Source organism: uncultured Alistipes sp. (assembly GCF_902388705.1).
Classification (GTDB): Bacteria; Bacteroidota; Bacteroidia; order Bacteroidales; family Rikenellaceae; genus Alistipes.
In genome coordinates this window covers 57,985-73,275 of the sequence record NZ_CABMQJ010000001.1, presented here as the reverse complement: position 1 = coordinate 73,275, position 15,291 = coordinate 57,985, and the positions used below count along the sequence as shown (strand labels likewise).

At 58.7% G+C, this 15,291-nt stretch carries 12 protein-coding genes and 1 riboswitch; of the genes, 5 read left to right on the top strand and 7 right to left on the bottom strand.

Annotated features, from left to right (window positions below):
• Window positions 1-10: 10 nt before the first annotated feature.
• Window positions 11-1,075: a lipopolysaccharide assembly protein LapB gene (locus QZT71_RS00335; RefSeq protein ID WP_295911085.1), complete on the bottom strand. Its 1,065-nt coding sequence runs from the start codon at window positions 1,073-1,075 to the stop codon at window positions 11-13.
• 222 nt (window positions 1,076-1,297) lie between these two features.
• On the opposite strand from QZT71_RS00335, the gene ispF reads away from it, so the two are divergent.
• Both ispF and QZT71_RS00325 read left to right on the top strand, forming a co-directional pair.
• On the top strand, window positions 1,298-1,780 hold the full coding sequence (ispF, locus tag QZT71_RS00330; protein ID WP_295911084.1) for a 2-C-methyl-D-erythritol 2,4-cyclodiphosphate synthase: 483 nt from the start codon (window positions 1,298-1,300) through the stop codon (window positions 1,778-1,780).
• Window positions 1,781-1,851: 71 nt separating this feature from the next.
• Complete coding sequence (locus QZT71_RS00325; protein WP_295911083.1) at window positions 1,852-3,993, top strand: glycosyl hydrolase; 2,142 nt, start codon at window positions 1,852-1,854, stop codon at window positions 3,991-3,993.
• An 83-nt stretch (window positions 3,994-4,076) separates the two neighbouring features.
• On the opposite strand, the gene QZT71_RS00320 is transcribed toward QZT71_RS00325, so the two are convergent.
• From QZT71_RS00320 to QZT71_RS00300, 5 genes are all read right to left on the bottom strand, one after another.
• On the bottom strand, window positions 4,077-4,823 hold the full coding sequence (locus QZT71_RS00320) for a hypothetical protein (RefSeq protein ID WP_295911082.1): 747 nt from the start codon (window positions 4,821-4,823) through the stop codon (window positions 4,077-4,079).
• A gap of 25 nt (window positions 4,824-4,848) precedes the next feature.
• Window positions 4,849-5,391: a DUF4251 domain-containing protein gene (locus QZT71_RS00315; protein WP_295911081.1), complete on the bottom strand. Its 543-nt coding sequence runs from the start codon at window positions 5,389-5,391 to the stop codon at window positions 4,849-4,851.
• A gap of 66 nt (window positions 5,392-5,457) precedes the next feature.
• The gene (uvrA, locus tag QZT71_RS00310) at window positions 5,458-8,280 is read right to left on the bottom strand and encodes an excinuclease ABC subunit UvrA (protein ID WP_295911080.1); all 2,823 of its coding nucleotides are present in this window, start codon (window positions 8,278-8,280) and stop codon (window positions 5,458-5,460) included.
• 525 nt (window positions 8,281-8,805) lie between these two features.
• The gene (locus QZT71_RS00305) at window positions 8,806-9,570 is read right to left on the bottom strand and encodes a nitrilase-related carbon-nitrogen hydrolase (RefSeq protein ID WP_295911079.1); all 765 of its coding nucleotides are present in this window, start codon (window positions 9,568-9,570) and stop codon (window positions 8,806-8,808) included.
• A 173-nt stretch (window positions 9,571-9,743) separates the two neighbouring features.
• Complete coding sequence (locus QZT71_RS00300) at window positions 9,744-11,570, bottom strand: CocE/NonD family hydrolase (RefSeq protein ID WP_295911078.1); 1,827 nt, start codon at window positions 11,568-11,570, stop codon at window positions 9,744-9,746.
• 321 nt (window positions 11,571-11,891) lie between these two features.
• Here QZT71_RS00300 and QZT71_RS00295 point away from each other — a divergent pair, with 321 nt between their 5' ends.
• Both QZT71_RS00295 and QZT71_RS00290 read left to right on the top strand, forming a co-directional pair.
• On the top strand, window positions 11,892-12,728 hold the full coding sequence (locus tag QZT71_RS00295; RefSeq protein ID WP_295911077.1) for a S1-like domain-containing RNA-binding protein: 837 nt from the start codon (window positions 11,892-11,894) through the stop codon (window positions 12,726-12,728).
• Window positions 12,729-12,730: 2 nt separating this feature from the next.
• Window positions 12,731-13,495, top strand: a complete 765-nt coding sequence (locus tag QZT71_RS00290) for a class I SAM-dependent methyltransferase (RefSeq protein WP_295911076.1) — start codon at window positions 12,731-12,733, stop codon at window positions 13,493-13,495.
• Window positions 13,496-13,619: 124 nt separating this feature from the next.
• Here the strand turns inward: QZT71_RS00290 and QZT71_RS00285 are convergent, their stop codons facing one another.
• Window positions 13,620-13,985 (bottom strand): hypothetical protein, encoded by a 366-nt coding sequence (locus tag QZT71_RS00285; RefSeq protein ID WP_295911075.1) that lies wholly within the window; start codon window positions 13,983-13,985, stop codon window positions 13,620-13,622.
• 377 nt (window positions 13,986-14,362) lie between these two features.
• A riboswitch (cobalamin riboswitch) is annotated at window positions 14,363-14,560 on the bottom strand.
• 86 nt (window positions 14,561-14,646) lie between these two features.
• Here QZT71_RS00285 and QZT71_RS00280 point away from each other — a divergent pair.
• Window positions 14,647-15,258: a DUF2284 domain-containing protein gene (locus tag QZT71_RS00280; RefSeq protein WP_295911074.1), complete on the top strand. Its 612-nt coding sequence runs from the start codon at window positions 14,647-14,649 to the stop codon at window positions 15,256-15,258.
• The last annotated feature ends 33 nt before the right edge of the window (window positions 15,259-15,291 follow it).

Below are 15,291 nucleotides of genomic sequence, written 5' to 3'. Positions count from 1 at the left end.
AATATAAAAGTTACTCATCGAACGGCACCTCCCCGTACATGCACCTGTGAAAACGGTGCGTCCGGTCGATTTCCATGGGATTTTCACGGAACCAATCGAAAAATGCATCCCACTCGTCACCGTGGGCATCAATCCAGGCACCGGAGTCATCGGGATTGCCTTCCATCAATATCCAGTAATTATAAGCCTCCATGTGTCCGGCCCGGGCGACGCGGCGTTGATAGTCCAGCAGGACATTGGGCGTATCGGGTATCCCGGACACCTTGCCCCGCAACTCGTCCATCGCGGAGAAATAGTTGTCCACAAAATTGCAGCGCATCCGGTTGAGCGAAGCCATATTCACCGAGTCGGCATCCATCGGAAACGACAACCCGAGCACCGTTTCATAGATGCCCGTACCGAAAGGCAGAACTATCAGGCTGTCAGAGGTCATCCTCATCTCGTTTTGCCGGCTGAAGTCGATACCGAGCGTCCGGTCGCCGGACTCGGCGTCACGACCGACGGTGATACCGCGCCTGTAGGCCTCGTACAAATATCGGCTCATCATTCGGGTGCGATCGCTGCCACGCTCCATATTCATGAAAATTTCGCCGTAGAACATTCCCCACACCACCTCCGACGAACGGAAAAAGACATTGGCCGCATTGTAATAATTGGAGGCGAAAGAAGGTTCGACATCGATTCCGCGTTCATAATACGGCAATGCAGACATGTATTCACCGCTGTTGTAAGCCACATTGCCCAGTTCAAGGTACAGCCGCCCGGAACGGGGAAACTTGGCGAGCCCGCGATTATAAGCCTTCTCCGCTTTTTTCCGGTTGCCCATAAGGTCGTAGGCGTTGCCCAGCATCTGATAGGCCCTGTCCCGGACATCCGGAGAATCCGTCAGTTTTTCCAGAATCTTCGCAGCGGCCTTGTAATCCTCCCTGAGATAATGCAGATACGCCATTTCATACGATGCCAGGTAATTGTCCGGTTCGATAGTCAACACGGCCGCCAGCAACTCCTCGCTCTCGTCGTAAAGGCCGTCATCCATCAGCCGGACAGCAGCCCTGACCTTCTGTTTGACATCCATGCTTTGCGCAATGGTTTCAGCAACAGGCTGGCACAGAAACGTACAACAAAGGGCAAAACAGATTCGGCTCCACATAATACAGGGGATTTTTCACAAATATAGCAAAAACAGCATAATTCACGGTATATCACACTGTTTTTTTACACATCCACCAAGCCGCAGGTGTCGAAATTTGTTTTTGCACCCGGCTTCCACTATCTTTACACGAAATTACACACGACCATGACTGATTTCAGGATAGGACACGGATACGACGTGCATGCGCTGGCCGACGGGCTGCCGCTGGTACTGGGCGGAATCGAAATTCCCCACACGAAAGGCTTCGTCGCGCACTCCGACGGCGACGTGGCGATACATGCCGTCTGCGACGCCCTGCTGGGTGCCGCGGCGCTGGGCGACATCGGGATGCACTTTCCCGACACGTCGGACGATTTCAAAGGTATCGACTCGAAGCTACTGCTCGGCAGAATCGCGGCGCTGCTGCGCGAAAAAGGATTTGAAATCGGGAACGTCGACTGCACGATACGGATGCAGAAGCCCAAACTGCGGCCGCATATCGATGCCATGCGGACCGCGATAGCCGGTGCAATGGGTGTAGGCGATGACCGGGTATCGGTCAAAGCTACGACCACAGAGCATCTCGGTTTCGAGGGGCGCGAAGAGGGAGTTTCCGTTTCGGCCGTGGCATTGATATACAAAAAATAAGCCAAAACGGGAAAAAGATTTCCGGACGGCAATCCGGATTTTCCTCTTCCCATAATGACAGGGTTCACACTATGAGAAAAAATTTGCTGGTCCTCGCCGCCCTGCTCATTGCAACCGGCGCTGCGGCGCAGACGGCGGACGGATTCCGCAATCCGCCTGCGGAATACCGGCCCGTACCGCTCTGGTTCTGGAACAACACCCGCATCGAACGGCCGGCGGCCGTGAAGCAGTTCCGCGCTTTTACGCAGCGCGACGGCTACGGCGGCTGCGCCGTCCTCCCGTTCGGCGGGAACTTCGCCCCAGAGTACCTTTCGGACGAATATTTCGCGCTCTACGGGGAGATTGTCCGCGAAGCGCGCGATGCAGGGCTTACGCTGTCGCTTTACGACGAGTACGGTTTTCCGAGCGGCAGCATGGGCGCCATCAACGGCGACGGCACACCGCGTTTCATGCAGCGCCACCCGGAAGCGACGATAAAACGCCTCGACAAACACGAATATCCCCTGACTGCAGGTGCCTCATGCGACATCGAACTGCCGCATGAGGGCCGGATCATGTCGCTCGTGGCGATGGACAGCCTCACGCTGGAGATACGGCCCCTGTCCGGTCGCATCGCCCATGGCCGCATCCGCTGGACACCGCCTGCCGGATCGTGGAAACTACTCTGCTTCACCTGCGTAAAGGACGGCGACCCGAACGTCGACTACCTCGATCCGGATGCCGTGCGGCTTTTCGTCGAAGATACCCACCAGCGTTACTACGACCGTTTTCCGGAGGCGTTCGGAAAGGTTATCACGGAAACGTTCTGCGACGAGCCCACGCTCTACCGCGCACAGGGACGCATCTGGACGGAGCGGTTCAACGAACGTTTCGAGGCCGCCTACGGGTTTTCGCCCGAAGCGCTCTACCCCGCCCTGTGGTACGACATCGGCCCGGAAACTGCGGCCGCCCGCAACCACCTCTTCGGACTACGGGCGCAGCTCTATGCCGAAGGATTTATGAAGACCATCCACGAATGGGCCGCCGCGCACGGCATCCGCTCCACCGGACACCAAGACCAGGAAGAGGTGCTCAACCCGGTGAGTGTTTCAGGCGATTTGATGCTCTGCGGCAAGTACATGGATGTGCCCGGCATCGATAAAATCGGCGGCGACCGCCCGGCGGAACTCTTCTACAAGGTCGTATCCTCGTCGGCAGCCAACTGGGACAAACAGCTCGTCATGTCGGAAACGTTCGGCGCAATGGGCAACATTCCCGTGCGGGAACTCTATACAACCGCCATGGAGCAGTACACCAAGGGAATCAACCAGCTTATCCCCCACGCCGTGTGGTACAACGACAGGGACGTGGCGTTCCTGCCCGAGCTCTCCTACCGCAACCCGCTCTACAACGAGGCACTGCCCGATTTCAACCGATTTCTGGCGCGCCTGAATTACCTGTTGCAGCCCGCAGGCCGCACGGTGGCGGACATCGCTGTGCTCTACCCTATCCAGACTCTGCAGGCGGGGCATTACCTCGACGGCCCGGAGGGATATTACGCCGGAGGCGTGAAGATTCCCGACACGGATTATATCCGGGTGGCGGCAATGCTCAACGACACCCTTTCGCGTGATTTCACCTACCTCCATCCCGAAGTGCTGGAGCGCTGTCCCGTGCGCAAGGGAATGCTGCACTTGGACAACAAAGTCAACAGCCAGCATTACCGGGTACTGATACTCCCGGGCGTGAAGTGCATTTCACCGGAGTGTCTGCGCACCGCCGAGCGGTTCCGCCGCGCCGGGGGCCGCGTGATTTTCACCACCGCACTGCCCGAATGCTCCACGCAATTCGGCGTTCCGTCGGCGGAGGTTTCGGCCCGTGTGCAGGAGATGCTCACCGCACGGAAAAATCCGGCGCTTTTCCTGCCGGATCCCGACACGGGAACGCTGTCGAAAGCTTTGGATGCCGGATTTACGCCCGATGTTATGGTCGACGGCGCCCCGGGGCTGCGCTATATCCACCGGGTATGCGGCAGGCGCCACATCTATTACTTCGCCAACACCGGCGCCGAAACGGCCGAAGCCACAATACGCCTGCGCGACCGGGTAAAGCTGCGCAGTTTCGATCCCCACACCGGCCAAAGCGCCCCGTTCGAGGCCGAAACCGCCCCGGCGGGAACCAGGCTGAACCTGACGCTTCCCACCGTACGCTCGCTTTTCCTCGTATCGGAATAACACAGGCAAACGACATAGCGGACCGCATCTTTCGGATGCGGTCCGCTATGCTTTTCATAGGCCCGGGAAATTCCCGTTCCGCGTCAGTTTATCCGCCGGAATTTCGGGTCGTTGACCCGTTTGTTCCACAGCCAGCCGACATAGCGCATCGTGAGGCTGGGTGTCATCAGCGTCAGCACCGTTTCGCCCGTAGCGGTCGAAACCGCAAAATCGGCATGGTAAAGCGCATCCCCATCGGCGATGTCGAACGAAATGCACCACCCCCATTGCAGGCGCGCGGCCTGGTAGCGGCGTATGGACATCGAATCGAAGTTGAGCATCTCGACATACTGCGTGACGCCGCGCTCGGTAGGCAGGTGCACCTCGACGTGATCGACGAACATGCCGAAGAAAAAGTAATCGGTATAAATCGAACGAATCATACCGCCGGGCATCTCCTGCATGCTGTTCGGGAAGAACATATAGTCGCGCGACTGCACCAGCGAGTCGATTTTCTGCGCATAGAGCTTCGCACGGTAAGCGCGTCGTTCGGGACGGGTCATGTCCCGCAAGGGCTCCTCATAGACGGTCGTATGCTCGGTGAGCTGCACCGGGGCCTGCTGCACCGGAACCACCGTAGTCTGCGGCACGCTGTCGACAGCGGAGGTGCCCACGGAGAACTGCGGGGACTGGGCAGCGGCCGGTAATGCCGCGAGCAGCAGCGCGGCGAAGTACGGCAGCAACCGGACAAAAGCCCCCGCCGAAGCGGGGGTTTTGGAACAGACCGGATTGGCGGACGCGGCGGCCGGCCCCACGTCCCGACTTCCGGACGCACGGGCCCGGAGCCTCATCGTGTTATGCAATCCGGGATTCATACTAATAAAGCTGCGAGATGGTTCCGGAATACTGCACCGGATTGTACCACGGATTGGTAATCGTCAGGTTGGCACCGCCCGTACGGGTGAATATCTCGAACGTAAAGGTGTAGGTCGACGCGGAGAAAAGCGAGGTCGAGAAAGTCACCATCCAGCCCTCGTGGGTCTGTTCGGTCGTATATCCGCTCACATTGGGCACCGTGTAGTTGATGATGGTCGTGTAGTAAGGCGGCACATAACCCTTGATGTAAGGCAGGCAGATGTCGACCGTACCGTCCCAGATGCCGACATTGAACGCCGGGTTCATAATCTGACGCATGGGGCCGGCCGGCTGGCGCTGCATGGTCTGGGGGTTGAACTGGAAGTTGCGCGAAAGGATGACCGAGTCCATGAATTTTTCATAGTTGGCGATACGTTCCGCACGTCTTTTCTCACGCACCTCGCGGCGCTCCTCTTTGGGCGACAGAATCTTTTTCTGTCCGATTACGGTGGCGCAGACTGCGCACAGCAGCAGGCTCACGACGATAATGACTGTTTTTTTCATAGCACATAAAATGTTTATACGGCTATGAAAAGTGCAAATACGGTGCCTAACTACTTAAAGTTGTGCCTAAAGTCCCAGTTTTTTCAGGAATTCGCCCGTGTAGCTGCGCGGGGCGCGGGCTATGTCGTGCGGCGTGCCCGTCGCGACAATCTCCCCGCCGGCGGCTCCGCCCTCGGGCCCGATGTCGATGATGTGGTCGGCGACCTTAATGACGTCGAGGTTGTGTTCGATGACGATTACCGTATTGCCGCGGTCGACGAGCTTGTTCAGCACGTCCAGCAGCAGGCGGATGTCCTCGAAATGGAGTCCCGTCGTAGGTTCGTCGAGGATGTAAAGCGTACGGCCCGTATCGCGTTTCGAAAGTTCGGACGAGAGTTTGATGCGCTGGCTCTCGCCGCCCGACAGCGTAGTGCACGGCTGGCCGAGGGTAAGGTACCCCAACCCCACCTCCTGGATGGCGCGGAGTTTCTGGTAGATATTCGGAATATTCTCGAAAAACTCCACGGCCATGTTGACCGTCATATTCAGCACGTCGTCGATATTCTTGCCCTTGTATTTCACCTCGAGCGTTTCGCGGTTGTAGCGGTGCCCCCCGCACGCCTTGCAGCGCACGTAGACATCGGGCAGGAAATTCATCTCGATGGTCTGCACGCCCGCACCGCGGCACTCCTCGCAGCGGCCGCCCTTGACGTTGAACGAGAAACGGCCTGCCTTGAAGCCGCGTATCTGGGCGTCGGGCGTCATCTCGAAAAGCTTGCGGATGTCGGAGAAGACATTCGAATAGGTCGCCGGATTGCTGCGCGGCGTACGCCCTATGGGCGACTGGTCGACGACGACCAGTTTGTCGACCAGCTCTATCCCCTCGATTTTGTCGTACTCAAGGGGCTGTGCATAGGAACGGTAGAGCGCCTTGCTCAAAATCGGCCGCAGCGTTTCGTTGACGAGCGTCGACTTGCCCGAGCCGCTGACGCCCGTTATGCAGATGAATTTGCCGAGCGGGAATTCGGCGGTCACGTTCTTGAGGTTGTTGCCCCGCGCCCCGCGGATTACGATGGCCTGTCCCGTACCTTTGCGCAGGGTTTCGGGAATTTCGATGCGGCGGCGTCCGGTGAGGTAGTCGGCCGTGACGGTGTCGGAATGCAGGATGTCGTCAATCGTTCCGGCAGCGACGATATGTCCGCCCTTGCGGCCGGCGCGCGGCCCGACGTCGACGATGAAATCGGCGGCGCGCATCATATCCTCGTCGTGCTCGACGACAATCACCGAGTTGCCTGCGTCGCGCAATTCTTCGAGGCTGCGAATCAGGCGTTTGTTATCGCGCTGATGCAGGCCTATCGAGGGCTCGTCGAGGATATAGAGCACGTTGACCAGCTTCGAGCCGATCTGCGTGGCAAGGCGGATACGCTGGCTCTCGCCGCCCGACAGCGAGCGCGACGATCGCGCCAGCGACAGGTAGCCCAGCCCCACGTCCATCAGGAAGTGCAGACGCTCGCGAATCTCCTTGACGACCTCCTGCGCGATTTTCCACTCCTTGTCGGTCATGTATTCTTCGATGTGTTCCACCCACTCCGAGAATTCGGAAATCGACATGGCCGACACATCGGCGATGCTCTTGCCGCCGATACGGAATTGGAGTGCCTCCTTTTTGAGGCGCGTGCCCCCGCAGACGGAGCACTTGCGGTAGATGAGAAACTGCTCGCGCCATTTCTGGCCGCGCTTGGAATCCTCGTCCTCGGTACGGCCGATGTATTCGGCGACGCCCTCCCACGACACGAGATGGTTGCCGCCCGACGAACTGAACTCCGAGAGGTTGATTGTCAGCGGCTCCGAATCGCCGTAAAGCACCGCGTTCAGCCCCGTTTCAGGCAGCGATTCGACGGGATCGTCGAGCGTAAAGTCATAACGGCGGCCCAGCATCTCGAGGATGGCGAAGAGCATGTTGTTGCGGTACTTGCCCAGCGGCTCTACAGCCCCGTCGCGCAGCGAGAGTTTCATGTCGGGAATAATCTTCTCGATGTCGAACACCGCCTCCTCGCCCAGGCCGTTGCAATGCGGACAGGCTCCTTTGGGCGAGTTGAACGAGAAGGTATGCGGCGCAGGGTCTTCGAACGCCACGCCCGTCGAAGGGCACATCAAATGGCGTGAATAGAAGCGCTGCTGTTCGGTGCCGTAATCGTACAGGGCCATGGTTCCCTTCCCCTGCCGCATGGCTTCCTTGAGCGAGGTCATCAGGCGGTCGCGGGACTCATCGCCCACGACGAGCCGGTCGACGATCAAATCGATCGTATGTATCTTGTAACGGTCGAGGCGCATGCCGGACGAAATCTCGCGGATTTCGCCGTCGATACGGGCATAGATATACCCTTTTTTCGCCAGCGTTTCGAACAACTCGCGGTAGTGGCCCTTGCGGCCTTTCACGATGGGAGCCATCAGGGCGATCTTGCGACCGGCGAATCCCCCGAGAATCAGCTCGGCAATCTGCTCGTCGGTGTAGTGCACCATCTCCTCCCCCGTGACCGGCGAATAGGCCCGCGACGCGCGCGCGAAAAGCAGGCGCAGGAAGTCGTTGATTTCGGTCACGGTGCCCACCGTCGAGCGGGGATTCTTATTGGTGGTTTTCTGTTCGATGGCTACCACGGGGCTCAATCCCGTAATCTTGTCGACGTCGGGACGCTCCATCGTTCCCACGAACTGGCGCGCGTAGGTCGAAAGCGTTTCCATATAGCGGCGCTGTCCCTCGGCGTAAATCGTGTCGAACGCGAGCGACGACTTGCCCGAGCCGGAGAGGCCCGTGACAACCACCAGTTTGCGGCGCGGAATTTCCAAATCGACGTTTTTCAGGTTGTGAACCCGGGCACCAAGTATTTTGATTGTTTCCTCTTTCATCATTGTAACAAAACGTTCCGAAAGCCCTGTTTAGTGTGCAGGCACTCCGGCGCGAATATCGTACAAAGATACGACATATACGGCGCAAAACAAAACGAACGCCTGAAATTCCGGCTCTGCCGGGGCGCGGCGCACCGGACAGGAAATACCGCCCCGCAACCGGGAGAAAAACCGGCGGCAGATTTCAGCCGGGGAAATCGTGGCGGATACAGGGAGGATGCCCGCTATATCGCCGGGAAAGCGCAACAAAGGCTCCGGCCTGAAAATGCAAAAAAGTCCGGCGCAAGCCAACGGACATACGCCCGCGAGGAACTTCGGGAAAATACCCGAAAAAAGTCCGGAAAGCTATCGCCCCTCCCAGAAAGGACAAAGGGGAACGGTGTAGGAGAACGCAGAGAACACGGAGAGCACGGAAAACACGGAGAGCACGGAAAACACGGAGGGCACGAAAACGCGGAGAACATGGAAAAATGCGGGATCAAAACTCCTGAAATCCGGGCCGGGAGCAATCTGCAGATTTTGCGGTATTCAGCATTTCAACTCGAAAGCGTCGGCATCCATCCATGTCGGGAATTCCTCCTTGTAGGCGGCCAGTGCATCGGTGTCGAATTCGGCTGCAAGCGTCTGCTCCCGGTCGCCTGCATCCGCCATCGTGGCCCCGGTGAAATCGACCAGCGCCGAGTCGCCCGCATAGCTTGCGTCGGGATCGGTGCCCACACGGTTCACACCCGCCACATAACACTGGTTTTCGATGGCCCGGGCACGCAGCAGCGTCCGCCACACTTCGCGCCGGTCATCGGCCCACGACGCGCTGCACAGGATGGCATCGTAATCGCCGCGGTTGCGGCTCCACACCGGAAACCGCAGGTCGTAGCAAACCAGCAGCAGGAAGCGGAAACCCATATACTCCACCACCACGCGGCGGCTGCCGGGGGTGTAGTCGCGCGCTTCGCCGCCGGGACGGAACAGGTGGCGCTTGTCGTACCACGCCACCTCGCCCGTGGGCTTTACGAAGAACATCCGGTTGCGATACGCACCGTCTTCCATGACGACGACGCTGCCGACGACGGCTTTGCCGTATTGCGCCGCCCAGCGCCGCATGGTCGTGGCGACCAGTCCGTCGGCGGGTTCCGCGACCCGTGCCGGACGCAGTTTGAAACCCGTGGCGAACATTTCGGGCAACACAGCGACCTCTGCATCGGCCGCTGCGACGATCGGTTCCAGACGTTCCAGGTTCCGGGCAGTGTGCTCCCACTCCATATCGACCTGGCAGATTGCTACGCGTATTTTCATAAAACTTACCTTTTATAAGCAAATATATAAAATTTTCTTACAGTCCATGCATCCCGGAACAAAAAATCGGGATGCCTTGTAAGACATCCCGCAAATTCGGGGCAAAAACTCCGCACCGGCGGAAAGCATCGTGCGGGTGTGCGACACCGGCAGGCGGCCGGGCGCAGGGCGCATCAGCGCGCACCGAGCCGCCAGACGGTAAGTGAGGAGGCATTGCCGCGCTGGTGCAGCACCGACACCCGGCAGGGCACGAAATCGGACGCCGAACAATTCCACACATCGACGAACTGCTGGGGATTGCGTTCGGCAAGCGGAAACCAGGTGCTTTGCACCTGAACCATAATCCGGTGGCCGGCACGGAACGTATGCGCAATGTCGGTCATGCGGAACGGCACTCCGGCAGGCGCACCCGGTGTAAAAGCTTTCGGTCGCGGGAAACCCTCGCGGTAGCGTCCCCGCATCACATCGCCGCGCACGAGCATCCGGTACCCGGGCATCGGGTCGTCATCGGGGAAAACGTCGATCAGCTTGACGACCAAATCGGCGTCGGTGGTCGAGAGCATCACTTCCAATCCCGCATCGACCGGGCCGACGAGTGTCATATCCTCTTCGAGAGGCTCGCTAACGAACGTCAGCACGTCGGGCCGCCCGGACAGGAAACGCTGGTCGGCGACCATATACTCTTTGGGGCGGCGCACAGCCGACGTTTCGACATAAGGCACGGGGTCGGACGGGTCGGAGGTATATGCGGTCGCCGAGTTTTTGGCCGTCGGACGGCGGGTATCGAGGCCCCCGTTTTCCGTGAGGTAAAGCGTCAGTTTTTCCGCACTGCGCGGCAGCCAGCGGTCGAACGTATGCCAGCGGTTGTCGCCCGAAGTGAACACCGCAGCGGCAGGCAGCGGAGCCGCTTCGTCCGGATTCCCGTCTTTCAGGTAATGGTCGAAGAACGGCGCCTCGAAATGCTCCATATAGTATTCCCACGATGCATCCCTGCCGAAATCGAACGCCCCGAGCGTTTGTCCGCCGTTACGCCACGCTCCATGCGCCCACGGGCCTACGACCAGATGGCAGGGTGTTGCGGGGCTTTGCCGCACAAGGGCCCGGTAGAGGTTCCACGCGCCGAAACAATCCTCGGCGTCGAACGTTCCGCCGACGACGAGCACCGCAGGCTGGACATTGTAGCAGGCACGGCGCAGGTCGCGCTCCTGCCACCACGCATCGTAATCGGGATGTGCGGACATCTGCTCCCAGAACGCGTTGGGTTTCAGCAGTGCGGTAAGCTCCGCGAGCGTCGTATGCTCCAGGAAAAACGTGCGCTCGTCGGGCAGCGTCTGCTTCGACATGGAGGGCATCTTTTCGGCCGGAACCCGGTCGGGCGGCGTGTTCATACCGCTTAAGAAGCGATAGGAATCGGTGAGCATCAGCACGCCGTTGTGATGCACGTCGTCGCCCATGAACCAGTCGGTGACGGGGGCCTGCGGCGAAACGGCTTTCACGGCCGGATGGCCGCACAGGCCGCCCATCATGGCATAGAACCCCGGATAGGAGCACCCGGCGAATCCCACGCGTCCGTTGTTGCCCGCGACGTGTTTCACCAGCCAGTCGACCGTGTCGTAGCTGTCGGTCGTTTCGTCGGTTTCGCCCGAACCCGCCGGACGGACATGCTCGAACTCCCCCTCGCTCATATAACGGCCCCGGACATCCTGCATGACGATGATATAGCCGCGGTCGACGTAACTGCGCATGTAGCCTTTCTCGAAATTCCGCGGAAACTGCCCCTCGCCGTAAGGGCCGCAGCCGTAAGGCGTGCGGAAAATAATGACGGGCGCCTTACCGGACGCCGTCCTGGGGGAATAGACCGCCGTATAGAGCCTTATGCTGTCGCGCATGGCGATGCGGTACTCGGCTTTGTGGTAAAGTTCGCCGACAGGCTGTCCGTATGCCGCAGCGACGGCAAGCAGTCCTGCAAGCAGGAGTGCGAAAAATCCGCGTAATTTCATGATCGGGAGATTCGGTTAGTTTTCGAAAGTTAGCGTTTTTTCCGCAAACGCCAAAAAACCGGAGGACAAAGGGGACAGCAACGGCGAACAATCCGCCTCCATTCTCCTGCGGCGGAAATACGGCCGCGGCCCGCCGCCGCCCGGAGTATCCCGCGGCAGATTGGCCGGCGGCCTGTCGGGCCGGTATATAATCCGGGCAGGAGGCGTACGGATTCCGGGTGCGCGGCTGCCGGCATGCACGGCGAGAACTTGCCCGCGAAAGTTGCAATCCCGCGAAATTAAACGTACTTTTGCAGGCGGTCAATTCCGACAAACGACATTATGCTCAAAGCAGGACGCATCCAGAAACTTACCGTAAGCCGTGTTTCGGACTACGGCGTATACCTCGCGGACGAGGAGCAGAACGAGGTTCTGCTGCCCAACCGCTACACCTCCCTGACGGACAAACCCGGCGACGAAAAGGAGGTTTTCGTCTACCACGATTCGGAAGACCGGCTCGTGGCGACGACCGAAACGCCGCTGCTCCGCGCCGGCGAGGCGGGATACCTGCGCGTCGTGGACAAAACGGTGCACGGAGCATTCCTCGACTGGGGCCTGCAGGGCAAAGACCTTTTCCTGCCGAACCGCAACCAGCAGGGCGGCATCATCGCCGGACGCAGCTATATCGTCTACCTCTACGAAGACAATGTTACGGGCCGCTGCGTCGCGACCACCAAACTCAAGGGATTCATCAACAACGACCTCGTCACGGTCGAGCCCCGTCAGGAGGTCGACCTGCTCGTAGCCTCGGAAAGTCCGATCGGATTCCGCGTGATTGTCGACAACCGCCATTGGGGCATGCTCTACCGCAACCAGGTGTTCCGCCCGATAGCCATCGGCGACCGCATGAAAGGATATGTCCGCAAAATCACCGAGGACAACCGCATCGACGTAAGCCTCCAGCAGGAGGGATATGCACAGGTAAAAGATTCGGCAGAGGTTTTGCTGCAACTCGTGCGCGACAACGGCGGCTTCCTGCCGCTGAACGACGACAGCGCCCCGGAGCAGGTCAACCGGCTGACGCAGATGAGCAAGAAAGTCTTCAAACGCTCGCTGGGCATGCTGCTCAAGCGCGGGGCCGTCGAAATCGGGGATGAAGGAATAAAGATAAAGCGATAACGATGTCCAGGATAACTACGGCGGAACGGGTTTCGAGGGAAGCGTCCGACAATTTTGTATTCCAGCGTTCGCTGCTGGCCTACCATGCGGCGGCGGAGCGTATCGGCGGCGACGTGCTGGAAATCGGCACGGGAGCCGGATACGGCATCGAAGTGGCTGCACCCCACGCCCGAAGATTCATCACCGTCGACAAATTCGCCCCCTCGCAGGAGTTGTTCCGACTCCCGAACGTAGAATTCCACCGGGCCGAAGTGCCGCCGCTGCCCTTCGCAGCCGACAGTTTCGATTACGTGATTTCGTTTCAGGTCATCGAACACATAAAACAGGATGTCGAACTGGTGCACGAGGTAAAACGCGTACTGCGGCCGGGCGGGAAGTTTATCGTGACGACGCCCAACGCCCCGATGTCGCTCACCCGCAACCCGTGGCACGTACGCGAATACACGGCCGGGGAGTTGCGCAGCCTGCTGGAAAGCGAATTTTCGTCGGTCGAGGCACTCGGGGTACGGGGCAATGAAAAAGTCATGGCCTATTATGCGCAGAACCGCCGCAGCGTAGAGCGCATCACACGCTTCGACCTCCTCGACCTGCAGCACCGCCTGCCCCGCCGCCTGCTCCAGGTTCCGTACGACATCCTCAACCGGATAAACCGCCGCAAATTACTGAAAGCCAACACCGACCTCACGACCTCGATTCGCATGGACGATTACAGCATCGGCCCGGTGACGGACGACAGTTTCGACCTGTTCTATATCGCGGAAAAATAACGCACCCGAAAAGCCGGGACAAATAAGAAACGGGGCAAGGCGCCCCGTCCGGAAAGCAAAGTAGAGCCGGCCCGTTCAGGCCGGCTCTACTTCGGTCAAAAAAATGTCCGCTCGGCACTCCGCCTCACACATTGAGCTGGTTGCCCTCCGAGAAGATGGAGTCGATAATCAGGCACAGTTCCGAAAGCAGTTCTTCGTTTTCCAGTTCGCCGTTCAGCGAAAAGAATTTTCCCGGAGGCGTACAGTACTGCACCGTGCTGGCGGCCTCGCAGGACTCGATACCGCAGATAATGACGGCATCGACATCGTCCTCATGGCGCAGCATGGCGTTGTAGAACGCAAGCAGATGCCGCGGAGTGCCCATCGGCGGGACGAGTACCAGGGAACCCGACGGTCGGAACTTATCGGGTGAATTTACCAGTTTCAAGCCGTATTTTCCGGCGATTTTTCCGGCCATAGCCGCCGGAACTCCATACAACACGATATTCATAGCTGTCGTTTTTTTGAAAAAAGGCGCGGCTGTCAACTAATCTCCTTGACCTGTTATGGCAGTAACGTGTCTTTCCTGCCACGCCTTTTTATGGGTTAATACCGAAAGTAAATATCAAAAGTTGAGCCGGAAACGTATGTTCCCCACAGCAACAACCGAAACGCAAACCGGTATCCGGCAGAGGGCACCATCGCCTGAAAGCGACAGAAAACCCGTAAATCGTTTTTCGACCTGCACCATACCGAGTCCTGTTTTACCGACGCCTTCCGGGAAAATTTCCCTGTACCGGCAAGGATACCGAATCCTGACCGTAGCGTCGAATTTAAAATTACCAAGCAATACACAACCGAAATCAAACGCCCAATCCACGGGGTCCTTTGACATCGAATCGATCCGGCAGGTCTTCTGACTGACTCCTGTTCCGAAGCCTTCCCGACCCGGGCGGGTCAGTGGCGGAGATATTCGGAACTTCGCGAAGTTTCACAGCAGCGGGACTGTCCGGGATTTTCACCCGATTCCCTTTTCATCCCACCTCCTCGCGTAAAGAGGGGGAAACCGAATCTGTTACAAATATAACAGATAATCCCGAAAAACTGCACATGGAACTGAATTATTTTCTAAAATCGGCCGCACAACCGGGTAAAACGACTATTTTTGTCCTATGGATTTTTCATTCCGATACACGGCCGAAGATTTCACGGCCGAACTGCCCGCAGCGGACTATATCGCCCGCTTCCGCGATGCAGACCGGATCGGGGACTACTGCCGCTCCTGCCCGAATTACGGCCGCAGCTGGGGGTGTCCCCCGTTCGGGTTCGACATGGAAAAATACCTCTCCGGATACGCCACGGCGCTGATTACCGCGACAAAAATAACCCCGGAGGAATCCGGCATTCCGATTTCGCAGGCTGACCGTCTGATTCGTCCCGAACGGCAGCGGCTCGAGGCCAAACTGCTCGGTATGGAGCGCCGGTTCAAAGGCCGTTCGTTCGCCTACGTCGGGACGTGCCTCTATTGCCCCGGCGGCAGCTGCACCCGTCCCGGCGGCAAACCCTGCCGCCACCCCGAACTGGTCCGCCCCTCGCTCGAAGCCTGCGGGTTCGATATCGGCAAAACGACCGCCGAACTGTTCGGCATCGAACTGCAATGGAGCGCGGACGGCTGCCTGCCTGCGTACCTGACACTCGTATGCGGATTCTTTCACAATGCCGATTGTTCCTATCCTGCCAAAAGCGTTTTAGGGGATTCAGGCATAACTTGTCAGAAACAATAGATGCGGATTATGCTAATTGTAGTATGTTGCTAA